This is a genomic window from Pelagibius marinus (assembly GCF_014925385.1).
In the GTDB taxonomy this organism is placed as follows: Bacteria; Pseudomonadota; Alphaproteobacteria; order Kiloniellales; family Kiloniellaceae; genus Pelagibius; species Pelagibius marinus.
Map to the genome: position 1 here is coordinate 129,143 of NZ_JACSDK010000014.1, position 24,508 is coordinate 153,650.

Annotated in this window: 17 protein-coding genes; 11 read left to right on the forward strand and 6 right to left on the reverse strand. The window is 68.6% G+C overall.

From position 1 onward, the window contains the following. Positions 1-26: 26 nt before the first annotated feature. From tkt to H7X47_RS16640, 3 genes are read right to left on the reverse strand one after another with little or no spacing between them, the layout of a single operon-like run. Complete coding sequence (tkt, locus tag H7X47_RS16630) at positions 27-2,045, reverse strand: transketolase (RefSeq protein ID WP_193369840.1); 2,019 nt, start codon at positions 2,043-2,045, stop codon at positions 27-29. 30 nt (positions 2,046-2,075) lie between these two features. After that, positions 2,076-2,951, reverse strand: a complete 876-nt coding sequence (locus H7X47_RS16635) for a phosphoribulokinase (protein WP_193369841.1) — start codon at positions 2,949-2,951, stop codon at positions 2,076-2,078. A gap of 17 nt (positions 2,952-2,968) precedes the next feature. Then, positions 2,969-4,036, reverse strand: a complete 1,068-nt coding sequence (locus H7X47_RS16640) for a class 1 fructose-bisphosphatase (RefSeq protein WP_322096505.1) — start codon at positions 4,034-4,036, stop codon at positions 2,969-2,971. 182 nt (positions 4,037-4,218) lie between these two features. On the opposite strand from H7X47_RS16640, the gene H7X47_RS16645 reads away from it, so the two are divergent. The 10 genes from H7X47_RS16645 to H7X47_RS16690 all read left to right on the forward strand — a co-directional run bounded on the left by H7X47_RS16645 (position 4,219) and on the right by H7X47_RS16690 (position 15,992). Further along, a complete protein-coding gene (locus tag H7X47_RS16645; protein ID WP_227010554.1) occupies positions 4,219-5,133 on the forward strand; it encodes a LysR family transcriptional regulator in 915 nt (304 codons plus the stop codon). A gap of 240 nt (positions 5,134-5,373) precedes the next feature. Continuing rightward, positions 5,374-6,366 (forward strand): HlyD family secretion protein, encoded by a 993-nt coding sequence (locus tag H7X47_RS16650; RefSeq protein WP_193369843.1) that lies wholly within the window; start codon positions 5,374-5,376, stop codon positions 6,364-6,366. Between the two features lie 5 nt (positions 6,367-6,371). Then, positions 6,372-9,104, forward strand: a complete 2,733-nt coding sequence (gene rbbA / locus H7X47_RS16655) for a ribosome-associated ATPase/putative transporter RbbA (RefSeq protein WP_193369844.1) — start codon at positions 6,372-6,374, stop codon at positions 9,102-9,104. 2 nt (positions 9,105-9,106) lie between these two features. After that, positions 9,107-10,231 carry an ABC transporter permease gene (locus H7X47_RS16660; RefSeq protein ID WP_193369845.1) on the forward strand — a complete coding sequence of 375 codons (1,125 nt, stop codon included), beginning with the start codon at positions 9,107-9,109 and terminating at the stop codon, positions 10,229-10,231. 76 nt (positions 10,232-10,307) lie between these two features. Continuing rightward, entirely contained in the window at positions 10,308-11,339 is a 1,032-nt protein-coding gene (locus H7X47_RS16665) for a sodium:calcium antiporter (RefSeq protein ID WP_193369846.1), read from the forward strand. 98 nt (positions 11,340-11,437) lie between these two features. Continuing rightward, complete coding sequence (locus H7X47_RS16670; RefSeq protein ID WP_193369847.1) at positions 11,438-12,115, forward strand: hypothetical protein; 678 nt, start codon at positions 11,438-11,440, stop codon at positions 12,113-12,115. A 144-nt stretch (positions 12,116-12,259) separates the two neighbouring features. After that, positions 12,260-13,000: a hypothetical protein gene (locus H7X47_RS16675; RefSeq protein ID WP_193369848.1), complete on the forward strand. Its 741-nt coding sequence runs from the start codon at positions 12,260-12,262 to the stop codon at positions 12,998-13,000. A gap of 270 nt (positions 13,001-13,270) precedes the next feature. Beyond that, a complete protein-coding gene (locus H7X47_RS16680; RefSeq protein ID WP_319633623.1) occupies positions 13,271-13,813 on the forward strand; it encodes an ATP-dependent zinc protease family protein in 543 nt (180 codons plus the stop codon). Further along, positions 13,810-14,715, forward strand: a complete 906-nt coding sequence (gene rimK, locus H7X47_RS16685) for a 30S ribosomal protein S6--L-glutamate ligase (protein WP_193369850.1) — start codon at positions 13,810-13,812, stop codon at positions 14,713-14,715. Before H7X47_RS16680 ends, rimK begins: the two co-directional genes overlap by 4 nt. A 122-nt stretch (positions 14,716-14,837) precedes the next feature. Further along, positions 14,838-15,992 (forward strand): succinylglutamate desuccinylase/aspartoacylase family protein, encoded by a 1,155-nt coding sequence (locus H7X47_RS16690; protein WP_193369851.1) that lies wholly within the window; start codon positions 14,838-14,840, stop codon positions 15,990-15,992. A 10-nt stretch (positions 15,993-16,002) separates the two neighbouring features. On the opposite strand, the gene H7X47_RS16695 is transcribed toward H7X47_RS16690, so the two are convergent. Both H7X47_RS16695 and H7X47_RS16700 read right to left on the reverse strand, forming a co-directional pair. Further along, entirely contained in the window at positions 16,003-16,779 is a 777-nt protein-coding gene (locus H7X47_RS16695) for a response regulator (protein ID WP_193369852.1), read from the reverse strand. After that, entirely contained in the window at positions 16,757-18,511 is a 1,755-nt protein-coding gene (locus tag H7X47_RS16700; protein WP_193369853.1) for an ATP-binding protein, read from the reverse strand. Before H7X47_RS16700 ends, H7X47_RS16695 begins: the two co-directional genes overlap by 23 nt. Positions 18,512-18,800: 289 nt before the next feature. Between H7X47_RS16700 and H7X47_RS16705 the strand changes: the two genes are divergently transcribed. Next, positions 18,801-20,144 carry a mechanosensitive ion channel family protein gene (locus H7X47_RS16705; RefSeq protein ID WP_193369854.1) on the forward strand — a complete coding sequence of 448 codons (1,344 nt, stop codon included), beginning with the start codon at positions 18,801-18,803 and terminating at the stop codon, positions 20,142-20,144. Here the strand turns inward: H7X47_RS16705 and H7X47_RS16710 are convergent. Then, entirely contained in the window at positions 20,141-24,508 is a 4,368-nt protein-coding gene (locus tag H7X47_RS16710; protein WP_193369855.1) for a translocation/assembly module TamB domain-containing protein, read from the reverse strand. The two genes, H7X47_RS16705 and H7X47_RS16710, sit on opposite strands and share 4 nt — an antisense overlap.

The window sequence follows — 24,508 nt, forward strand, 5'->3', positions numbered from 1 at the left end:
TCCTTTGTGTCTTAAGCGCGCGGCGCCTACTGGATGAGGCCGCGCGCCGCGGCGGCCACGGCGTCGGCGGTGATGCCGAAGTGCTGGTAAAGTTGTTCGGCCGGGGCGGAGGCGCCGAAGCCGGACATGCCGACGAAGGCGCCTTCCGGTGTGATCCACTGGTCCCAGTCGTTGCGCAGGGCCGCCTCGACGCCGACGCGCGGGGCGTTGCCCAGCACCTGGGCGCGGTAGGCGGCGGGCTGGCGCTTGAAGAGCTCCCAGCAGGGCAGGGAGACCACGGCGGCCTCGATGCCCTCGGCGGCCAGGGTCTCGGCGGCCTCCATCGCCAGAGCGACTTCGGAGCCGGTGGCCAGCAGGGTGACGTCGCGCGGGCCTTCGCTCTCGCGCAGCACGTAGCCGCCGCGCGCGACCACGTTTTCCTCGCTGTGTTCGCTCCGCTGGGTCGGCAGGCCCTGGCGGGTGAGGCAAAGCATCGAGGGCCCGGTGTCGTTCTTCAGCGCGCAGGCCCAGGCCTCCGCCGTTTCCACCGCGTCGCAGGGGCGGAAGACCAGCAGGTTGGGAATGGCGCGCAGGCTGGCCAGGTGCTCGACCGGCTGATGCGTGGGCCCGTCCTCGCCCAGGCCGATAGAATCGTGGGTCATGACGTGGACGACCCTTGTGCCCATCAGCGCGCCGAGTCGGATCGCCGGGCGGGAATAGTCGGCGAAGACCAGGAAGGTGCCGCCGAAGGGGATGAAGCCGCCGTGCAGCGCCAGGCCGTTCATGGCCGCGGCCATGCCGTGCTCGCGCACGCCGTAGTGGATGTAGCCGCCGCCGTAGTCCTCGGGCGTCACCGGCTTGTAGGTCGCGGTCCTGGTGCCGACCGAGCCGGTCAGGTCGGCGGAGCCGCCGACGAGGCCGGGCACGGCGGGAACCAGCGCCTCCAGCACCTTCTGTGAGGACTGGCGGGTGGCCAGCTTGGGCCGCTCGGCCGCGAAGCCGCGCTTCACCTGGTCGACCAGCTTGTCCAGGTCGGCCGGCAGGTCGCCGGCGACGCGCGCCACGAAGGCGCCGCGCTGCGCGCTGGCCTCCAGGCGCTGGCTCCAGGCCTCGCGTTCGAGCCGGCCGCGCGCTCCGGCCTCGCGCCAGGCCTGGCGGATTTCCTCCGGGATCTCGAAGGGCGGGTGGCACCAGCCGAGTTCCTTGCGGGCGGCGGCGATCTCCTCCTCGCCCAGGGGTGCGCCGTGGGTGGCGGCGCTGCCCTGCTTGTGGGGCGCGCCGTAGCCGATCACCGTCTTGCAGGCGATGAGGCTGGGCTTGTCGCTGCGCCTGGCGGCGGCGATGGCGTCGTAGATCGCGCCCGGCTCGTGGCCGTCGACGGAGAAGACGGACCAGCCCGCCGCCGCGAAGCGGGCGAGCTGGTCCATAGACGTGGCCAGGGAGGTGGGCCCGTCAATCGAGATGGAGTTGTCGTCGAAGAGGACGATCAGCTTGTCCAGCTTCAGGTGGCCGGCCAGGTCGATGGCCTCGTGGCTGATGCCCTCCATCAAACAGCCGTCGCCGGCCAGCACGTAGGTGTGGTGGTCGACCAGCTCCTCGCCGAACTCGGCGGCCAGCTTGCGCTCGGCCAGCGCCAGGCCGACGGCGGTGGCGATGCCCTGGCCCAGCGGGCCGGTGGTCACCTCGATGCCCGCGGCGTGGCCGTATTCCGGATGGCCGGCGGTGCGCGCGCCCAGCTGGCGGAAGTTCTTCAGCTCCTCCAGCGTCATGTCCTGATAGCCGGTCAGGTGCAGCAGGGCGTAGAGAAGCATGGAGCCGTGGCCGGCCGACAGCACGAAGCGGTCGCGGTCGGGCCACTGCGGATCGCTGGCGTCGAACTTCAGGAAATCGGTGAAGAGCACCGTGGCGACGTCGGCCATGCCCATGGGCATACCGGGATGGCCGGAGTTGGCCTTCTGCACGGCGTCCATGGCCAGCGCGCGGATGGCCTTGGCCATTTGGCCCGCGGCGACGGCGGTGCGCGGTGTTGCCGTGGCGGCGGCCTCAGAGGTTTGGGCGAGGGACATAGCGTAGCTCCTTGATGCTCCTGTGCCGGCTCACTTGGCCCGGCGGCCGCGTTCGACGAGGCGGATGATCAACGGCGTCAGGACCAGCTGCATGGCGAGGTCCAGTTTGTCGCCGGGAATGACGATGGAGTTGGCGCGGCTCATCCAGCTGCCCTGGATCATCGAGACCAGGTAGGGGAAGTCGATGCCGCGCGGGCTCTTGAAGCGGATCACCACCAGCGACTCGCCGGCGGTGGGAATCCAGCGGGCGATGAAGGGGTTCGAGGTGTCGACCACCGGCACGCGCTGGAAGTTGATGTCGGTCTCGGTGAACTGCGGGCAGATGACGTGGACGTAGGAGTGCATGCGCCTGAGGATGGTGTCGGTCACCGCCTCGGTGGTGTAGCCGCGAGAGGCGTAGTCGCGGTGGATCTTCTGGATCCATTCCAGATTGATCACCGGCACCACGCCGATCTTCAGGTCCGCCTGGCCGGCGATGTCGATCTCCGGGGTCTTAACCGCGCCGTGAAGCCCTTCGTAGAACAGCAGGTCGGAGCCCTCGCCGAAGTCGTGCCAGTCGGTGAAGTGGCCGGGCGGCACGCCGTAGCGGTCGGATTCTTCGTCGTCGTGCACGTAGTGGCGGGTGCGCCCCTTGCCGGTTTCGCCGTAGGTGCGGAAGGTGTTCTCCAGCTCGTCGAGGATGTTGGCCTCGAGGGAGAAGTGGCTGAAGGTGTGGTCACCCTCCTCGGTGCGTCGCGCCAGCTCGGCCTTCATGTCGGCGCGGTTGTAGCGGTGGAAGGCGTCGCCTTCGATGGCGGCGGCGTTAATCTCCTCGCGGCGGAAGATCTGCTCGAAGGTGTGCTTCACCGTGGAGGTGCCGGCCCCGGAGGAGCCGACGACGGAGATGATCGGATGCTTGACGGACATGGCTATCGACTGCTCTCTCAGGAACTGAACAGGCCGCGCTCGCGGAACAGCGGCGGGGTATCGCGGACCAGGGTGGGCTCGACGTGGTAACCGACGATGAGGTGCACCCTCTCGGCGCAGCCGAAGACCAGCGGCGTGCGCTGGTGCAGCTCGCCCGGCACCTTCAGGAGGATGCGCTCGATGCCGTCGGTGGCCGCGCCGCCGGCCTGCTCGGCCAGGAAGGCGATGGGCGCGGCCTCGTAGATCAGGCGCAGTCGGCCCTTCTCGTAGCCGGGGCGCCGGTCGGCGGGGTAGAGGAAGACGCCGCCGCGCGAGAAAATGCGGTGCGTCTCGGCGACCAGCGAGGCGACCCAGCGCATGTTGAAGTTCTTGCCGCGTGGCCCCTCGGCGCCCTCCAGGCAGTCGTCGATGAAGGTGCGGATCGGGGGAAACCAATGCCGGGAATTGGAGGCGTTGATGGCGAACTCCGTCGCCGCGGCAGGGATGGTCAGGCCGCTGCGGGCGAGGCGGAACTCGTGGTCGTCCGGGTCCAGCACGAAAAGGTCGACGCCCTGGCCCAGGGTCAGCACCAGGGCTGTGTGGGGGCCATAGACGAAGTAGCCGGCGGCGAGCTGCTCTTCGCCCGGGCGGAAGAAGGAGGCGGTGGCGCCCTCCGGGTTGGTCGGGAAGATCGAGAAGATGGTGCCGATGGAGACGTTGACGTCGATGTTGGAGGAGCCGTCGAGCGGATCAACGGCTACAGCCACCGGCGCGTCCGGCGCCAGGGTGAGGATGGCGTCTTCCTCCTCGGAAGCGAAGTAGGCAACCGGCGCATCGTGCAGGGCCGACAGCACCAGCTCGTTGGCCTGGACGTCCAGCGCCTTCTGCACGTCGCCGTCGGCGTTGGCGGCGCCGGTGGCCTCGCCCAGGGCGCCGGCAAGCGGGCCCTTCGCGGTCAGCTTGGCGATTTCGACCGCGGCCGTCGCCAGGGCCGCCACGGTCTCCGCCGCGGCCTGCAGCCGGGGCGCGGCGGCGCCGGTCTCGGCAAGGTAGGCCGGGAGGGACATGCCGACAGGGGATGCGTTTCGCTGTGCGACAGCGACCATTTTCCTTCCTCCCGAGCGGCCTTTCGGGCGCTCTTGCGGCCGCCTTGGGCGGTCCTTTGTTTCGAGGCTCCCCGGGAAGGGCCTCCCGGGGCAGTGGACTTTTTTGTTGTCCGGAGCCGCATGCTCGGGGAAAATCGACGAAAAGAAAATTTAAAAAAATGGAAAGAGGATTAAGAAAAACTTTGGTCGATTTCCGCAGTCTCTCCCTGAAGCAGCTCCGCGCCTTCGCCGCGACGATCCGCAGCGGCTCGGTCACCCAGGCCGCGGCGGAGCTCTTCGTGACTCCGCCGGCCGTGACCACACACCTGAAATCATTGGAGAAAGTTGTCGGCCAGCCGGTCTACGAGCGCAACGCCGAGGGGCCGGAGCCGACCGAGGTGGGCCGCGAGCTGCTGGAGGCCGCCGACGAGATCGAGAAGGTGATCGAACGCTGCGGCCAGCGCATCGACGCCCTGAAGTCCGGGGCCACGGGGTCGGTGACCCTGGGCGTGGTCAGCACCGGCAAGTACTTCGCCCCCAGCATCGTCGCCCGATTCCGCCAGTTGCACCCGGAAATCCGCGTCCAGCTGGCGATCGGCAACCGCACGGAGATCATCAAGGGTCTGGAGCGGCGCGAATACGACCTGCTGATCATGGGCCGGCCGCCGGCCCATGTGGCGGTGGAGCGCGAGGTCCTGGGCGACCATCCCCACGTGCTGGTGGCCGCGCCCGACCACCGCCTGGTCGGCGACCCTGACATCCTGCCGGAAGACCTGCTGAGCGAGACCTTCCTGGCCCGCGAGGAGGGCTCCGGCACGCGCTTGCTGATGACCCGCTTCCTCGACCGCATCGGCGGCGGGCGGACCTTCAACATGGTCGAGATGGGCACCAACGAGACCATCAAGCAGGCGGTCATGGCCGGGCTCGGCATCGCCATCATCTCGGCGCACACCTGTCACAGCGAGGTGGCGGAGGGCAAGCTGGCGGTGCTGCAGGCCGAGGGCCTGCCGCTGGTGCGACAGTGGTTCCTCATCTACCGCAGCGACCGCCCGCTGACCCGCGCGGCCGAGGTGCTGCACCACTTCATCATCGACCACAAGGGCGACATCCTGCCTTGAGGCCGCCGGCGGGCGGGCGGCGTCGCTGGTGTGGCAAAAGGCCGCGCCGCGCAGAGCCCCGACTTGCGCAGGCCCGACCGCCGGCTCCGGCCTTCTTTCGGGAACGCATTGCTGCGCTGCGGCGAGCCGCGTTGCGGCGGGGTGGGAGGCATTGTAGGTTCGGCCTGTCAGGCGCTCGGTCGAGCGGGCTCTTCCTGTGACGCCGCCGAAAGCCCGCCTTGCCGGTCGGAAAGGTCCTGGATGAGCAAACGTACTTTCCTTGTTCTGGTCGTGGTCGCGCTGCTGGCCGCCGCCGCCGGCTATCTCTGGTGGCGCGACAACCACGACCAGCTTCCCGACTACATCGCCAGCGGCAACGGCCGCATCGAGGCGGAAGAGGTGCAGGTCGCCACCAAATACGCCGGGCGCGTGGCCGAGGTGCTGGTGAACGAGGGCGACATGGTTGCGGCGGGCCAGGTGCTGGCCCGCATGGACACGGCCGAACTGCGCGCCTCCCTGGCCGCCGCCAAGGCGAGCATCGCCCAGGCTCAGGAGAACGTCATCGAGGCGCGCGCCCAGATCGTGCAGCGGCAGAGCGAGCTGAAGTACGCCGAGGAGGAGCTGGCGCGCGCGGAAACGCTGGTCGCCAAGGGCCACATCTCCAAGCAGCTCGCCGACCAGCGGCGCACCGACCGCGATACCGCCAGGGCGGCGCTGGAGGCGGCGCGGGCGCGCCTGGCCAGCACCCAGCGCGCCGTCGAGGCGGCCGAGGCGCAGGCCGAGCTCATCCAGACCCAGATCGACGACTCGACGCTCACCGCGCCGCGCGACGGGCGGGTGCAGTACCGCCTGGCGGAGCCGGGCGAGGTGCTGGCCAGCGGCGGGCGCGTGATCACCCTGCTGGACCTCACCGACGTCTACATGACGATCTTCCTGCCGACGGCGCAGATCGGGCGCCTGCTGGTCGGCAGCGAGGCGCGCATCATCCTGGACGCCGTGCCGCAGTTCGTGATTCCGGCCCAGGTCTCCTTCATCTCCGCCGAGGCCCAGTTCACGCCGCGCGAGGTGGAGACGCGCAGCGAGCGCGAGAAGCTGATGTTCCGTATCAAGGTCAAGATCGCACCGGAGCTGCTGCGCGAGCACATCGAAAAGGTGCGCAGCGGCCTGCCCGGCGAGGCCTACGTCATGCTCGGCGGCGGCAACACCTGGCCGGAGCGTTTCGCCGTCAACCTGCCGCCGGCTGACGGGCAGTGACCGGGATGGGGGCGCTGGCTGCAAAGCTGGAGGCCGTCTCCCATCGCTACGGCAAGACGGTGGCGCTGCAGGCGGTGTCGCTGGACCTGCCGGCCGGCGGCGTGACCGGCTTCATCGGCCCCGACGGCGTGGGCAAGTCGACCCTGCTGGCGCTCATCGCCGGGGCCCGCAGGATCCAGGAGGGCCGGGTCGAGGTGCTGGGCGGTGACATGGCCGCGCGCCGCCACCGCGAGGCGACGCAGCCGCGCATCGCCTACATGCCCGAGGGGCTGGGCAAGAACCTCTACATGGACCTCACGGTGGCCGAAAACCTGCAGTTCTTCGGCCGCCTCTTCGGCCAGGGCCCGAAGGAACGGCGCCGGCGCATCGACACGCTGCTGAGGAGCACCGGGCTCGACCCCTTTCCCGACCGCCGCGCCGGCAAGCTTTCCGGCGGTATGAAGCAGAAGCTCGGACTCTGCTGCGCGTTGATCCATGATCCGGACCTGCTGATCCTCGACGAGCCGACAACAGGCGTCGACCCGCTGTCGCGCCGCCAGTTCTGGGAGCTGATCGAGCGCATCCGCGGCGAGCGACCGGAAATGGCGGTGCTGGTCGCCACCGCCTACATGAACGAGGCCGAGGCCTTCGACAACCTGGTGGTGATCAACGACGGCAAGGTGCTGGCGGCCGGCAGCCCGGCGGAGATCAAGCAGGCCCAGGGCGTCGAGACCCTGGAGGAGGCCTATATCGCCCTGCTGCCGGAGGAGAAGCGCCGCGGCCACCGCAAGCTGGAGATTCCGCCGCGCCGCGACCACGATGGCGCGCCGGCCATCGTCGCCGAGGGCCTTACCCGGCGCTTCGGCAATTTTACCGCCGTCGACGACGTCAGCTTCCAGATCGAGCGCGGGGAAATCTTCGGCTTTCTCGGCTCAAACGGCTGCGGCAAGACCACGACCATGAAGATGCTGACCGGCCTGCTGCCGCCCAGCGAGGGCGAGGCCTGGCTGTTCGGCGAGAGGACCCGCTCCCACGACATCGCCTCACGCAAGCGCGTCGGCTACATGTCGCAGTCTTTTTCACTCTACGGCGAGCTGTCGGTGGAGCAGAACCTGCTGCTGCACGCCCGCCTCTTCCACCTGCCGGCCGAGCGCGTCGCGCCGCGCGTCGCGGAGCTGATGAAGCGTTTCGATCTGGCGCACTACGCCGAGGCCCTCTCCGGCGACCTGCCGCTGGGCGTGCGCCAGCGCCTGTCCCTGGCCGTGGCGGTGATCCACGAGCCGGAAGTCCTGATCCTCGACGAGCCGACCTCCGGCGTCGATCCCCTGGCCCGCGACGGCTTCTGGGAACTGCTGATCGACCTGTCGCGAAACCAGGGGGTCACTATCTTCATCTCCACCCACTTCATGACCGAGGCCCAGCGCTGCGACCGCATTTCCCTGATGCACGCGGGCAAGGTGCTGGCCAGCGATGCGCCCGCAGCCCTGGCCGCGGCGCGCGGCGTCGAGACTCTGAAGGAAGCCTTCATCGCCTACCTCGAAGAAGCGACCGGGGAAGAGGCGGCGCCGGCGGCAGCGGCCGAGGCGCCGCTGGTGCGGGAAAACAATAGGGGCGCGCGGCGCGGAGCCTTCGGATTCAGCCCGCGCCGCCTGCTGGCCTATAGCCTGCGCGAGGGCCGCGAGCTGCTGCGCGATCCGATCCGCCTCACCTTCGCGCTGGCCGGCACCGCCCTGCTGCTGTTGGTGTTCGGCTATGGCATCACCTTCGACGTGGAGAACCTGACCTACGCCGCCTTCGACCGCGACAAGACGCCGGAAAGCCGGCGCTACCTGGAGAATTTCGCGGGTTCGCGCTATTTCGAGGAGCGTCCGCCGATCGACAGCTACGAGGCTATGGACCGCCGGCTGAAATCGGGAGAGGTCACCCTGGCGATCGAGATTCCGCCGAACTTCGGCAGGGACCTGCTGCAGGCGCGCCGGCCGCAGGTCGCGGGCTGGATCGACGGCGCCATGCCGTTCCGCGCCGAGACCGTGCGCGGCTACCTGGAAGGCCTGCATCGCGGCTACCTCGCCGACCTGGCCCGCGAAACGCCGGACCTGGCCCTGCCGGAGCTGCCGGCGGAAATCGAATCCCGCTACCGCTACAACCAGAACTTCGAAAGCGTCAACGCCATGGTGCCGGCGAACATCGCCATCATGCTGATCTTCATTCCCGCCATCCTCATGGCGCTGGGCGTGGTGCGGGAAAAGGAGCTGGGCTCGATCACCAACCTCTACGTGACGCCGGTCAGCCGCTTCGAGTTTCTGATCGGCAAGCAGCTTCCCTACATCGCCGTCGGCCTGGTGAACTTCCTGGTGATGACGGCGATGGCCGTCTTCCTCTTCGGCGTGCCGGTCAAGGGCAGCTTCCTGGCGCTCAGCTTCGGCGCGCTGCTGTACGTCGTCGCAACCACGGGGATCGGCCTGCTGGTCTCCTCCTTCACCCGCACCCAGATCGCCGCGCTGTTCGGCACCGCCATCTTCACCATGGTGCCGGCGGTGCTGTTCTCGGGGATGATGCAGCCGGTGTCCTCGCTGGAGGGCGGCGCGGCGGTCTTCGGCAAGACCTTCCCCACCGGTTACTTCATGAACATCTGCGTGGGTACCTTCACCAAGGCTTTGGGCTTTGCCGAACTGAAAGAGGATTTCCTGGCGCTGGCCCTGTTTTTCCCCGTCCTGACGGCGATCAGCCTGGCGTTGCTGAAGAAGCAGGAGCGCTGAGCATGGGAAGTCTCGCCAACATCTATAACCTGGGCGTCAAGGAGCTCTTCAGCCTGCGCCGCGACGTGGTGCTGCTGGCCCTCGTGGTCTGGGCCTTCTCGCTGTCGATCTATACCGCCGCGACAGGCATGAGCCACGACCTGCGCAACGCCTCCATCGCCATTGTCGACGAGGACCGCTCGCAGCTCTCCAGGCGGATCGGCGAAGCTTTCCTGCCGCCCTTCTTTCAGGAGCCGCAGATGATCACCTTCGCCGAGATCGATCCCGGCATGGATTTCGGCGTCTACACCTTCGTCATCGTGATCCCGCCGGACTTCGAGGCCGATGTGCTGGCCGGGCGCGACCCGGCGCTACAGGTCAACATCGACGCGACGGCGATGATGCAGGCGGGCATCGGCGACGGCTACATCCAGTCGATCATCGGGCAGGAGGTGCGGACCTTCCTGCATGGTACCGCGCCGCCCGAGACCGCGGTCGAGCTGGAAGCGCGCTACGCCTTCAACCCCAATATCGAAAGCTCGTGGTTCACCAGCGTCATGCAGGTGATCAACAACGTGACCATGCTGTCCATCGTGCTGACCGGCGCCGCGCTGATCCGCGAGCGCGAGCACGGCACCATCGAGCACCTGCTGGTCATGCCGCTGACGCCCTTCGAGATCATGATGGCCAAGGTCTGGGCCAACGGTCTGGTGATCCTGGTCGCCGTCGCCCTCTGCCTGCTGCTGGTGGTGGAGACGCTGCTGCAGGTGCCGGTGGCGGGCTCGCGCAGCCTGTTCTTCATGGGATTGATCTTCTATCTCTTCTTCGCCACGGCGCTGGGCATCTTCCTCGCCACCGTGGCGCGCTCCATGCCGCAGTTCGGCCTGCTGTTCATGCTGGTGGCGCTGCCCATGAACCTGCTGTCCGGTGGCCAGACGCCCATCGAAAGCCAGCCGGAGTGGCTGCAGACTTTGATGGAGGGAGTTCCCTCCAAGCACTTCGTGGGCTTCGCCCAGGCGATCCTCTTCCGTGACGCGGGCCTGGACGTTGTCTGGCCGCAGTTCGCCCTGGTGGCGGCCATCGGCGGGCTGTTCTTCGCCTTCGCCGCCTTTCGCTTTCGCAAGAGCATCGCCGAGATGCAGGGCTGATCCGGCCGCGAATTTCCGGAACTCGGCTTGCGGCGGCGCGCGTGGCGTTCTATGTGGGGAGGGCAGGGAGTAACTGATGGATCTCTTGGCGCAACCGCTCTGGGCCGCTTTCGCGGTCTTCGGCGTGACCGTGCTGGTCATCGCCGCCGCCGGCACCGCCATGGCCCAGGTCGCCGACCGCCTGGCCGACCGAACCGGCCTGGGCGAGGCGATCACCGGCGGGTTGCTGCTGGGCGCCAGCACGTCGCTCTCCGGCTTCATCACCTCGGTCTCCACCGCGTGGCAGGGGTTTCCCGACCTGGCGCTCAGCAACGCCGTCGGCGGCATCGCCGTGCAGACCGCCTTCCTGGCCGTGGCCGACATCACCTACCGCCGCGCCAACCTGGAACACGCCGCGGCTTCGCTGACCAACCTGACCCAGGGGGCGCTGCTGATCGGCCTCCTGAGCATTCCTCTGGTCGCCGGACTGGCGCCGCCGGTGACGTTGCTGGGCTGCCATCCCGCCAGCTTCGTCATTCTCATCGCCTACCTCTTCGGCATGCGGCTGGCTTCCCAGACGCAGAAGGAGCCGCTGTGGGGCCCGAAGCAGACGGAGGAGACGCGCACCGACGTGCCGGAGGAGCCGCAGGGCGGCCGCACGCTCTATGTCCTGGCGGCGCGCTTCGCCTTGCTGTTCGTCATCGTCGGCTTTGCCGGCTACGCCCTTGGACAGGCAGGGATCGCCATCGCCGGCAAGACCGGCCTCTCCGAGACCATCGTCGGCGCCCTGCTGACCGCCGTTTCCACCTCGCTGCCTGAGCTGGTGACCACGCTGGCCGCGGTGCGCCGCGGCGCCCTGACGTTGGCGGTGGGCGGCATCATCGGCGGCAACACCTTCGATGTGATCCTGGTGGCGGCCTCCGACATCGCCTACCGCGATGGTTCCATCTATCACGCCACCTCACAGCAGCCGGCCTTCATCATCGCGATCACCATCATGCTGACGGCGGTACTGCTGCTCGGCCTGCTGCGGCGCGAGAAGTACGGCTTCGCCAATATCGGATTCGAGAGCCTGCTGGTCCTGCTGATCTACCTCGGCGGCACCGCTCTGCTGGTCGTGAGCGGGTGAGCGGCCTTTCAGCTATAGAACGCGAGGCCCATTTTGAACCCAACGGTCCCCGGGGCCGACCAAAGGGCAGCAACACGCTTTTCGGGGTGGAGACGAGAATGAGAAAAGCAGTGCAGAGAGCGCCCCTCCTGGGGTCGCTGGGATGTGTCCTGGCGGTGTTCCTGTGCCTGGGCGGCCCGCAGAGTGCCGCCGCACAAGATGCCGAAAGCATCGTCCGCCAGCTCGAGGAGAGCTGCGGCAAGCCGCGGGCCTGCCTGCGCGAGGCCTTCGTCTACGAAGGCAAGGCCATTCATCCGCTGATCGTCAAGGCCCTGGCCGGCCTGCCCGCCGACGGGCGGGCGGTGGTGACTGCCGTCGACCTGCTGGCCGCCCAGGGCGCCAACCAGTTCTGCTGCGGTGACAGCTTCGAGGTGTCGCTCGACGAAGCGGGGCGCATCGGCGCCAGCATCGACCTGGTTGAGACCTTCTCCGCCGCGCAGCAACCCAAGGAAGACTGCCCGGAAGGCTGCTGGTTCAGCTACCGCTTCATCGGCAGCACCAGGAACGATGTGCAGGTGGTCGTCACCTGGGAGAAGAGCGGCGGCGGCAGCACCTTCTCGGCGCTGCTGTTCCTCAAGCCCCGCAAGGCGCTGATCTTTGATGGCGAGCGCTGGTCCACGCGCCTGCAGCTGACCGCCATCGGCAAGATGAACCTGGTCGCCGAGGCCGAAACGCCGGTGACCATCGACGGCGGCACCGTGCATGTCGGCGACCGCGAGATCCCGGTCGCGAACTAGCCGCGCTACTCTCTATCGAGCCGGGCCCGTGGTCCGGGCTGCGCCTCTGGCGCGGCGGCACAGAAGGAGACTTTTTCCATGCTTATAAAACTTCGACCGCTTTGCATCGTCTTGAGTGCCGTCGGAACCCTGGGAGCCTTGTTCATGGCCGCCCCGGCTTCCGCCCAGGCCTGCAAGGAGATCATCGCCGTCGCCTACAAGGGCAGCGATCAAGGCAGGCTGACCCTGCGCGTCAACGAGGTCACCCTGCTGCGCGACCACAGCAGCGACATGGCGAACTTCGTGCCGCCGAACCTGCTGCTGGAAGGGGAGAACACCCTGACCATCGAACTGGCCGCCCAGGACGGCGGCACGCCCAGCGCGAAGGCCGAGGTCTTCAAGGGCTGCTGGGGTGAGATGCCGAAGGATCCGGGCCAGAACGACAACGTGCTGGGCACGGTCGTCCTGGACGCGCCGGGCAGCGACAGCGTCGCCTTTACGGTCAGCGGCCTGCCGGCCTACAGCTACCTCGCGGCCGGGCCGAGTGATGACGCGGGCCTGCGGGAGGCGGTTGCCGATCTCATCGAGACCACCCGCAACAAGGATATGGAAGGCTATTTCGCCTACCTGGAGCCGATGGTCCGGGACTTTACGCTGGACGACCCCCAGGCGCCTGAGATGCTGCGCCAGATGACCGACTATCTGTTCGGCCAGCCCTCGGAGGTCGTCGATCCCGGCGAACTGACCGTGACGCCGGTGCTCGGCGGCCGCGCCTTCCAGGTGCAGGACGCCGCGGGCAATGCGCCGCTGCAGTTCGCCATGTCGGTCGACAACGGCAAGGAAACGCTTTGGCAGGCCGGCATCTGGATGAAGACCGCCGGGGGCTGGAAGGTGCTGCGCCACTGAACCGCCCCGCGATGCGGTGGTCCGGGGGGGCCGGCGGATGACGCCGGGCCCTTCCTTTTTCACAGCTTTTTCACCCTGTCCGGCGACTTCTGCGAATGGCTTTTTGACAGCGCGTCGTCAACAATGCTTATCCTGTGGAGGAGCAGCGAAGCTTCGTATGGGTACGACTGGGGACAGGTGAATTGGGTCAGGGCTTGTGTTGAACGCCGCGGGGAGCGTCGGTTCGAAGCTTCGCCCGGATGGCTGTCCGTCATCCGCCGGGGGGGTATCGTGAAACGCGTAAAGAGGCCTAAGGCGGTCATCGGTTGGCGCGAGTGGGTCGGCCTGCCGGGCCTTGGCGTCGACAGGATCAAGGCCAAGATCGACACGGGGGCCCGTACGTCCGCGATTCATGCCTTCAAGATCCGCCCTTTCGATCGTGACGGCGAGCGCTGCGTCAGCTTTTCTCTGCACCCGGTGCAGCGTCGCGGCACACCGGTCGTCGATTGCGAGGCCAGGGTGGTCGATGAAAGAACCGTGACATCGTCGAACGGTGAGCGCGAACAGCGCTATGTTATCGAGACTCAGATCAAGCTCGGCGAAGAGTCCTGGCCCATCGAGATGACCCTGACCAATCGTGATGAGATGGGGTTTCGCATGCTGCTGGGCCGCCGCGCCGTGCGCCGGCGCTTCGTGGTGGACCCCGGAGGCTCCTTCAAGTTGTCCGGCAAGCCGAAAGCCAAGCTCTCCGGCAAGTCGAAGAAAAAACTCAAGGCCAAAGCGTCCGAAAAGACGGGCCGAAAGAAACTCAAACCGAAAGCGAGGCCGGCATGAAAATCGCCCTTATGGCGCGCAACGCAAACCTCTATTCGCACCAGCGATTGATCGAAGCCGCCGAGGACCGCGGCCATGAGATCGATGTGATCGACACCATGCGGGTCTACATCCACATCGCCTCGCACCGGCCGGAGATGTATTACCGCGGCGAGAAGGTCGAGGGCTATGACGCGGTAATTCCGCGTATCGGCGCCTCGGTGACCTTCTTCGGCACCGCCGTGCTGCGGCAGTTTGAGATGATGGGGGTCTATCCCCTGAACGAATCCGTCGCCATCAGCCGTTCGCGCGACAAGCTGCGCAGCCACCAGCTGCTGGCGCGCCGCGGCATCGGCCTGCCGGTCACCGTCTTCGCCCATTCGACAAGCCGCGCCGACGACATCGTCGAGATGCTGGGCGGCGCGCCGGTGGTCATCAAGCTGCTGGAAGGGACCCAGGGCATCGGCGTGGTGCTGGGCGAAACACCGGGCGCGGCCAAGAGTATGATCCAGGCCTTCGGCGGACTGAAGGCCAACATCCTGGTGCAGGAGTTCATCAAGGAATCCGGCGGCTCCGACATCCGCTGCCTGGTGGTGGGCGAAAAGGTCGTCGCCTCGATGATGCGCAAAGGGGCGGAGGGAGACTTCCGCTCCAACCTGCACCGCGGCGGCTCGGCGGCCTCGGTGAAGATCACGCCGGAGGAGCGCTCCACGGCGGTGCGCGCGGCCAAGATCATGGGCCTCAACGTCTGCGGCGTGGACATGCTGCGCTCCAACCACGGCCCGGTGGTGATGGAGGTCAACTCCTCGCCGGGGCTGGAAGGCGTCGAGAAGGCCACCGGCAAGGACGTCGCCGGGGCGATCATCGCCTTCCTGGAAAAGAACGCCAAGCCGAACAAGACCCGTACCCGCGGGCGCGGCTAGAAGCTGGGGCCGCCGCGCAGGCACGCAAGCTAGTTGATGTCGCCGCCGCAAAAGGCGAGACTCCGGGTCAGGGGACGGGGACCGCAGGGGGCGGCCCTGCGGGCGCCACTGGCAGCGACAGCATGACCCACAGCAAGAAGAAGGCCGGGCCCAAGGGCGGCACCAAGGCGAAGGCTCAGGCCCGGACCGAGGCGCCGAGCCAGGAGGCCCCGGCGCGCAAGGCGCGCCAGAAGCCGATGGTCATCGGCGGCGTGGAGATTCTGCCCGGGCAGCGGCGCACCATCGACCTGCCTGTCACCGACCTCTCGACCCATACGCCCATCACCATGCCGATTCACGTGGTGCGCGGACGCCGCGCGGGCCCCTGCCTCTTCGTCTGCGCGGCCCTGCACGGCGACGAGATCAATGGCGTCGAGGTCATCCGCCGGCTGCTGCGCCTGACCGCGCTGAAGCGCCTGCAGGGCACGCTGATCGCCGTGCCCATCGTGAACGTGCTAGGCTTTCTCTCGCAGTCGCGCTACCTGCCGGACCGCCGCGACCTCAACCGCAGCTTCCCGGGCTCGGCGCAGGGCTCCCTGGCCGGGCGCCTGGCGCGGATCTTCCTGGACGAGATCGTGGCCAACGCCACCCACGGCATCGACCTGCACACCGCCGCCATCCACCGTGACAATTTCCCGCAGATCCGCGCCAACCTGGACGACACTGAAAGCGAGCGGCTGGCCCAGGCTTTCGGCGTGCCCTTCGTTATCAACACCGGCTTTCGCGAAGGCAGCCTGCGCGAGGCAGCCTCGGGGTTCTCGGTGCCGGTCATCGTCTACGAGGCCGGCGAGGCCCTGCGTTTCGACGAGAGCTGCATCCGCGCCGGCGTGAAGGGCGTGGTGCGGGTCATGCGCGCGCTGGAGATGCTGGCGCCCTCGCGCCGCAGGACGCAGCGTACCAGCCCCCTGGTCATCCGCTCCAGCAAGTGGGTGCGCGCGCCACACAGCGGGCTGCTGCGCTCGGCCGCGGCGCTGGGCAGCGCGGTGAAGGAAGGCCAGATATTGGGTGTCGTTTCCGACCCCTTCGGCGAGAACGAGGTGGAGGTGCGCGCCAGCGTCGGCGGTGTGATCATCGGGCGCAGCAACATTCCCTTGGTGCACGAAGGCGACGCGCTGTTCCACATCGCGCGCCACGAAGGCACCCAGGTCATCGCCAGGTCGCTGGACGACTTCGAGCCCGAAGCGGCCTACGAGAGCGGCCTGACCTCGGAACTGGCCGGCGAGGCGCCGATCGTCTAGCCGCCAGCCGTCAGGCGGAGGGCGCTTGAGATTTCCTCGGTTCGGCGACGTTCAGGTAGTGCAGGGCGGGGTTGGCCTCGCAGATACCGACCAGGCGCTTGACCATGTCCTCGCTCAGTTCCAGCCCGGCGGCGACGATCAGCCGCCCGCCGCTGCTGTAGAGGTTGTTTTTCAGGATCATGCCCGGCCGGACGCGGCTGTAGTGCGTTTCGCCTTCCTGAGCGGCGCGGACGGCGGCGCTGGCCCGGCGCGCCATCTCCGCCGCGGTGACGTAGGGCGCTTTCGGCGGGAAGATCTCTTCCTTCAGGATCCAGGCGTTGCTTGTGGTGCGCGGCGCGGGCACGTACTCGGCCCGGTTCACGTCGACGATGCCGTAGGTTTGCGCAGACCTCAGCGAGAGGGGCGTCTTCGCGACCATGTCCAGGCGCGCCTTCATCTGCGTCTTGGAGACCGGCTTCGACAGGAAGGCCGAGACGTCCAGCTCGCCGGCGATGCGCACGATGTCCTCGTCGGCGTGGCCGGTCAGCAGCAGCACCGGAAGGTCACGTGGCTGCCCGGTCCGTCCGCAGCGGATTTCCTGCAGGATCTCCAGGCCCGTTACGTTGGCCATACGGTGGTCCAGGATCACCATGTCCGGGCGCGCGGCAAGCTGCTGCAAAGCCGTGTGGCCGTCCGGGGCGTCCAGGGTGCGGTAGCCCAGCTCACGCAGCATGGATACCAGGAGGGAGCGGATGAAGCCTTGGTCATCCGCGATAAGGATGAGTTTAGGCGCTTCGGCGGTTTTCATAACCAATCACTCCCGTATCGGTCAGATATGTTTGCAGTCGGTAGGTTTCGGTCTGCAGGTCTTCCAGGGCGGCGGCGCAGTCGGCCCGACGGCCGTCGTGCGCCAGCGCCTCCAGGCGGGCGCAGCCGGCGGCCAGGCGGTGGGCGGCGCCGTAGCGCGCCGTGCCCTTGGCGGCATGAGCGGCTTCGGCGAGCCCCTCGGCATCCGCTTCCGCGTAGCGCCGGACGATGTCGGCAAGGGATTCCTGCCAGCACTCAAAGAAATCGCGGGCCAGCCTGTCGATCGAGGGCGCGTCGTCGCGGCCGATAAGCTCCGCCAGGACGCCACGGTCGATGGGCGCGGCTGCCGCGTCCTTGTGGTGTGGCGCGGCGGCGGGCTCCTCCGGACGCTCCTGCGTCAGGAAAGCGGAGAGTGCCGTGAGCTTCAGCGGCTTGGCGAGGAAGGCGTCGGCGCCGGCCTCGCGGCAGTCCTCCGCCAGGCCCTTGATGGCGTTGGCGGTGAGTACGACGATGCGGGCGCGCGGACGGCGGGCAATCTCTTCTTCGGTGCGGATCCGGCGGATCAGTTCCAGCCCGTCCATGCCCGGCATGGCGCAGTCGGTGATGATCACGTCGTAGTGGCGGTGGTCCAGCAGGGTCAGGGCCTCGAGTCCATCGGCCGCCATGTCGCAGTCGATGCCCAGGCGCCGCAGCTGGCGCGCCAGGATATTGCGGTTCATCGGCTGGTCCTCGACGACCAGCAGGCTGGGCGCCGCGCCGGGCGCGAAACGGTGCAGCGGCGCGGCGCGGTCGCTCGGCGGGGCAGGGGGCGCCGCCGCGGCGCGTTCTTCGGTGTCCCATGCGGAGGCCGGCACGGTGAGGCTTACCTTGAAGCTGGCGCCGGCGCCGGGCTCGGCCGTGCAGGTGATCTCGCCGCCGTGCAGCGCCACCAGGCGCTGGGTGATGGCCAGGCCCAGCCCGCTGCCGCCGAAGTCGCGCACCACGGTGCTGTCCGCCTGGCGGAAAGGTTCGAAGAGCGTCGCCGCCGCTTCTGCCGGAAAGCCGATGCCGGTGTCTTCCACGGTGAAGTGCAGGCGTGCCGAGCCGGCGTCGATGCGCTCGGCCCGGACCGCCAGGCAGATGCGGCCGGCCTCGGTGAACTTCACGGCGTTGCCGAGCAGGTTGCAGAGGACCTGACGCAGCCGCATCTCGTCGGCGACGATGCGCCGGGGCGCCGTGCCGCGGACGGCGGTGGACAGCTCGGTCTGCTTGTTCAGGGCCGCGCTGCGGTAGATCGAGGCCACGCTGTCGAGCATCTCCCGCAGGTCGAACTCGGCGGGGGCGAGCGTCAGCTTGCCGGCCTCGATCCTGGAAAGGTCGAGGCTGTTGCCGATGACGCCCAGCAGGCCCTTGCCGGCGTTCATGCAGCCGTCGACCAGGTCGCGCTGATCGCGGGTCAGCTCGCTAGCGCGCAGCAGCTCCAGGTTGGCGATGACGCCCGACAGCGGGGTGCGCAGCTCGTGGTTCATCTGCGCCAGGAAAGCCGACTTCACCGCGGAGGCGCGCCGGGCCGCCGCCTGCTGGCGGTAGAGCCGCAGCAGCAGGACCGTCAGGGCGGCGGAGGCCAGGGCCACGCCCGCCGCCAGGGCCTCCACGTTCAGCCGCCCGGCCACGGCCAGCCAGGCCAGGCCCGCGAAGAGCGCGGCCTGGGTGGCGGAGAGGCAGAACAGGGCTGCCGGTCTTGAAAGCGTCATTGCAGTCATGCCTGCAAGGTTACCGAAGTCTTTACAGCGTTGCAATGTAGAATTATTTCAAATTCTAAGTAATATTAAGCAAAGATCGTTAATAGATAAAATTTGTACTTTATTTTTCCGACGAAGGCGCCCGAAAACAAAGATTTTTGGGGGCTGGGGACTATGAACGCCGCGAAGCCTTCGGAAGAATCTTTTTCGGCGGCTCAAGGCCATGGCTTTGATATTTCGGGAAATCCCGAATCCGCATTAGCATGAAAGCCTGGAACAGGCGGGAGCGCGGCGCGCGGCGATGGACGACCTGCTGAACGACAACCTTCTAAGCAGCGAGAAGGTGACGGCGGCCCTTCAGGGGGCCGGCGACTGGCTGGTGCAGCACGTCGCCAACGTCTGGACCCTGGGACAGCTGGTGCTGCTGGTGCTGCTGTTCGGCCTGTCGCTGCTGGCGGGACGGCGCCTGCGGCCGCGCCTGGAGGCCTGGATCGGCCGCAGCGCCCTCTCGGCGCGCTTTACCGCTCAGGTGCGCGCCCTGCCGGACCTCGTCACGCCTTTCATCTATCTGCTGCTGCTGTGGCTGGCGATCGCCGTCATGCAGCGGAGCACCTGGCCCAGCCGCAGCTACCTGCTGAGCACCATCGCCAGCCTGCTGACCGCCTGGGTGGTGATCCGCCTGGTCACCACCTTCGTGCGCAACCCGGCCCTGGCCCGCATGCTGGCCTTCAGCGCCTGGACCATTGCCGCCCTCAACATCACGGGGCTGCTGGACCCGACGGTGGCGCTGCTCGATTCCCTGGCGGTTTCCTTCGGTGATCTGCGCATTTCCCTGCTGACGGTGGTCAAGGGCGTGCTGACCCTGGCGGTGCTGCTGTGGGCCGCCTCGTCCCTGTCACGCTTCCTGGAGCGGCGCATCAGCGGCATTCCCGACCTCACGCCCTCGGTGCAGGTGCTGCTCGGCAAGCTCTTGAAGATCACGCTGATCACCCTGGCCGTGGTCATGGCCCTCAACAGCGTCGGCATCGACCTGACGGCGCTGGCGCTGTTCTCCGGCGCCGTGGGCGTGGGCATCGGCTTCGGCCTGCAGAAGGTGGTCTCCAACCTCATCAGCGGCGTCATCCTGCTGCTCGACAAGTCGATCAAGCCGGGTGACGTCATCGAACTGGGCGAGACCTACGGCTGGATTTCCTCGCTGGGCGCGCGCTACGTCTCCGTGGTCACCCGCGACGGCAAGGAGTACCTGATCCCCAACGAGGACCTGATCACCCACCGCGTGGTCAACTGGTCCTTCACCAACCAGCTGGTGCGCATGGAGATCACCTTCGGGGTCTCCTACGACAGCGACCCGCATGAGGTGCGGCGCATCGCCTGCGAGGCGGCGAGCAAGCCGGAGCGGGTGGATCCGTCCACCCCGCCGGTCTGCCACCTGACGGGCTTCGGCGACTCTTCGCTGGATTTCGTGCTGCGCTTCTGGATCCGCGATCCGCAGGACGGCGTCGCCAACGTGAAGGGGCAGGTGCTGCTGGCGATCTGGGACGCCTTCAAGGAGCACGGTATCCAGATCCCCTACCCGCACCGCCACCTGCTGGTGACCGAACCGATCCCGGTGGAAACGCGCGGGCGACCTGCGGAAGGAACCTAGTAGTCCAGCTGGAAGCGCACGCCGGACTTGTTGTCACCTTCGCCGGTGGTCTCGGTCTCGACGGTGATGTTGGGCGTCAGCTCCACTTCGACCCCGACGCCGCTGTCCTCCGGCTTGGCGCCCTGCTTGACGCCGACATAGACGTCTTCCGTCACATATTTGCCCGCTTCCACCGCGGCCTTGCCCTCGGCGGTGGTGTCGACGCGCAGCACGTCGACACCCAGCGTCCTGCGGGCGAAGCCCATGACGTCGGTGCCGCCGCCTCGCCCGGTCAGGTCGCGCAGGGCGAGGGCAAGCTGCGCGGCCTCCGCTCCCGAGAGCTGCGAGGCGGACTTGTTGAACAGCACCCGCGAAATGATCTCGTCCTGCGGCACCTCTGGAACGGAGGTGAGTTCCAGCGACGGCTCGCTAAGGGGCCCAATCATGTGCGCGGTGACTTCCAGCTCCTTGCCCTCATGGAGGGCGCTGACGTCGATCGTGGCTTCGCCGCCGCCGTCCTGCGGCAAAGTCACCTTGCCGTCCTGCAGCACGAACGTCTTGCCGACAACAGACATCACGCCGCGGACCAGATTCACCTCGCCGCTGATCGACGGTTCGGCGGTGGTACCGGTCACGACAATGCGCCCGGCCCAGTCGGAATCGAGCCCGCGGCCGCGTACGAAGACCCGCCCCGGCATGTCGACGATGATATCCAGCTCGGCGTTCACCGGCGGAGCCGCCTGCTCTTCCGCGACGGGTTCCTGCACCACCCCGTCCTTCACTTCGATCACGTCCAGCTTCACCACGTTGGGCGGCAATTGCGCGGCCAGGCTGATCTCCACGGTCTCCGTGGTGAAGCGCCCCTTGATGCGCGGCGTCTGCGCGTCGCCCGACAGCTCGACGGTGCCGCCGGCCACCGCGGTGACGTCGTCGCGGCGCAGGGCGCGGAACTTGTCAAACTGGATCTCGACGTCGAAGGGGAAATCCCGCGTGGGATCGATGTCCAGCTCGCCCTTGCCGCTCAGCTTGCCGCCGGCGCCGTCGTTGGCGGTGAGGCTGGCCAGCGTCACCCTGTCTCCCGCCAGCTCCGCGCGCAGCGCCAGGTCGCGCAGGACCGTGCCGTGCTCCAGGCTCTCGTAGCGGCCCTGGGCCAGGGCGAGGCTGCCGTCGAACTGCGGCGCGCCGACGGTGCCGCGGAGCGTGACGGCGATCTCGGCGTCGCCGCTGAGCCGGTGCTGCGGCAAGGGGGCGAAGAGCAGCAGGGTGTTGAGGCCGCCGCGCCAGTCGAGGGCGCCGGTCAGCGCGCCGCTTTCCGGCATCTCCAGCCCGCCCCCGGCGGTGAAGCGCAGCGGCGCCGTGGCGTTGAAGCTGGCGGCGGTCACCTGCGCGCCGCCGAGACGGCCGTCCAGCATCACCTGTCCGTCGCGCCATTCGGCGGTGCTGGTGAGCTCCAGCGCCGGCAGGTCCTTGTCGCCGCGCGGACGCAGGCCGGCGACGGTCAGGCCGGCGCTGCCGCGGGGGGCACCGGTCGGACCCTGCAGGTCCAGCGTCGCCGAGACGCTACCCTCCAGGCCGCTTTCCCAGAAAGCATCGACGGTGGCCAGGGGCAGAGCCTCCAGGAGCGCCGTGGCGGTGACGTTCTCGCCATCCAGGCGGCCCTCGGCGGTAAGGCGGGTGTCGCCGGAGGCGAGGTCGAGGCCCTCCAGCCGGGTCACGCCGGGTGCGAGGGTGAGGGTCGCGGTCTCGCGCAGCGCCAGCGGCTGTCCGAAGGCCGAGCCCTTCGCCTCGCCGAGGGTGACGGTGAGGGTTTCGCCCGCCTGCGCGACGCGCCCCGCGGCCTGCAGCTCCAGCGGTTCGACCCAGGCACCCGCGGCGGCCAGCCGCAGGTCGAGCGCATCGAGGGTGCCGTTGCCGTCGAGATCCAGGCGCGCCAGTTTCAGGCGCTGCCAGGTCAGGGTCTCGGCCTTGGCGGCGAAGGTTGCCGGCTGCGCCAGGTCCGGCCCCTGGGCCTGCAGTTCCAGGCGCAGGCGATCGATCTTCACGGCCTCGGCGTCGGGCTCGGGCCGCAGGGTCAGCGCGGCGAGATCGGCCGTCGCCAGCAGCGGCGCGGCGGCGCCGGCCCGGTTCCATTGCAGCGTCACCTTGCCCTTGCCGCTGCCCTCCAACCCCGCGGTGGCCAGCCAGACGCCGAGGTCCGCGATCTCTCCGTTCAGTTCGGCCTGCGGGTCGCCGCCGTCCAGCGGCAGCACGACCTCGCCCGCGACCCTGGTCTCGGGCAGGCGGGCGCTCAGCGCCGCCAGGGTCACGGCATCGTCGCGGACCCGCAGCTCGGCGTCCGCCTCGGCACGGCCATAGGGGCTGGCGAGGGCAAGGCTGACCGGGCCGTCGACCTCCGCGCCCTTGAGGCGCAGGTCGTAGCGGCCGGTGAGGTCGCTCAGCTTCTGCTCGGCGAGGGTGAGGCCCGCGGCCTGCACCTCGCCGGCCAGGGCGAGTGCGTCGAAGGGGCCGGAGAGGGTGCCTTGCACCTGCGCCGGGCCGGCGAAATCCGCGCCCAGCTCCGCCGCCAGGACCGCCGCATCCTTTAGCGTCAGGCTGTAGCGGCCGTCGCGCAGTTCGTCGCCGGCGACGATGAGGGCGAGGGAGAGGTCGGTGGTGGGCGAGCGGGCCGTCGCCTGCTCGATGCGCACTTCGCTGTCGGCGACGGCCAAGCGGGCGGTGATGTCGAGGCCCTGGCCGGCGGCGGCGGTGATGAGCCCGATGTCGCTGGAGGGGGTATCCCAGCGCCCGGCCAGATCGGCCCGCAGATCGCTGCCGTAGTTCTGCAGGGTGAGGGGACCGGCCAGGCGCGCCTGGCCGCCGAGGGTGATCTCGGTCAGCGGCTGCAGCCTGGCGAGGTCGGGCACCACGAGGGTGGCCTGGAGGTCCGCCGTGCCGGCGTCCAGATTGAAGGGCCCGCTGCCTGAAAGCTGCGCGGCGTCGATGCCGGCCTCCAGCGCGGCGATGTCGAGCACCAGGCTGTCGAGGTCCAGCTTGGCTCGCAGCGTGAAGGGCAGTTCGGCGCCGAGCACCTGATTGACGGCGTCCTCGCCCGGCAGCCGCGGCCCGTCGATGCGCCCGGCCAGGTCGAGGGCCAGCACTTGCGCGGCGCCGGTGATGTTTCCCGTGACGCTGGCTCCCGCAGCCGCCACGTCCGGGCCGGCCAGGCCCTCGCCGTGCAGGGCAATCTCGGCCTGGGGTGCGTCGAAACTGCCGCTCAGCGCCACTTCGGCGGAGAGCTTGTCCAGGCGGTCGAAGTCGATCAGGCGGGCCAGGGCCTGCCCCTGGTCCACGGCCAGGTTCAGCGTCAGGTCCAGCGCGCCGCTTTCCGGCTCCACCGTGCCTTGGGCGCCGAGGCGCAGCCGATCGTTGGCGATTGTCAGCTCCGCAAGGTCGAGGCGCCGCGCGTCCTGCCAGACGCCCTGGAGGGTCAGCGCCGTGTCTCCCGCGGCCAGGGCCCAGAGGTCGCTTTGCGAAGGCGGCGCGATGGTGGCCTGGCCCCGGAGGCTGAATCCGAGATCGCCGCCGGCATCGCGCTGCAGGCCGATCGTCGCCCCTGCCTGCGCGACCGTGCCCAGCGACAGCGCGAAGTCACCCTTCCAGTCGCGCAAGGGGCCGCTGCCGTTCAGCTTCATCTCGGCGCGCGGCAGGTCCGGAATTTCCAGCAGCGTGGCGAGGAGTCCGCCGGGGGCCTCTGCGGCATCAATTGCGGCTGTCAGGGCGTCGCCGGCGGGATCGTAGTCCAGCTCGGCGCGCAGCTTGGCCTCCACGCCGTCCAGTCGCTCCAGGTCGAAGCCGACTTCGAGGCTGCCGTCTTCGCGGCTGCCGGCCACGCCGGCCAGGGTGAAGCGGGCGGCCTGGCCCAGCACCGGCGCCCCCAGGGCGATCTCGTCGGCTGCAAGGCGGGCGATACGGATCTTCACCGGAAGCTGCGGCAGGCCGCTGCCGCTTTCGTCCTCCGCTTCAGGCGTTTCCGCCGGCGCCGCCGGCAGGCGCGCCAGCTCGACGCCCGAAAGAGACAGGGAGTCCACCTCGAGGGTCCTGCTGAGCAGGGCCCAGGGCCGCCAGGCGAGGTCCAGCCCCGCGATGGTCAGCCAGGCACCCTCGGTATCGCGCAGCACCACGTCGCGGGCCTGCAGCTGCGCGGGCAGGGCGCCTTCCAGGCGGCCGATGCTCAGTTCCATCTCGCCGGGCGTGCTCGCCGCGTCCTCGATCTGGCGCGCCAGCCAGGCGCGGCCGCCCTCGCTGTTGAGCCAGGCATAGCCGAGCGCCAGGGCGGCGGCGCCGAGCAGCAGCAGGCCGCCGAGGCCAATCAGCCCCCACTTCGCAATGGACTTCGCCCGGCGCAT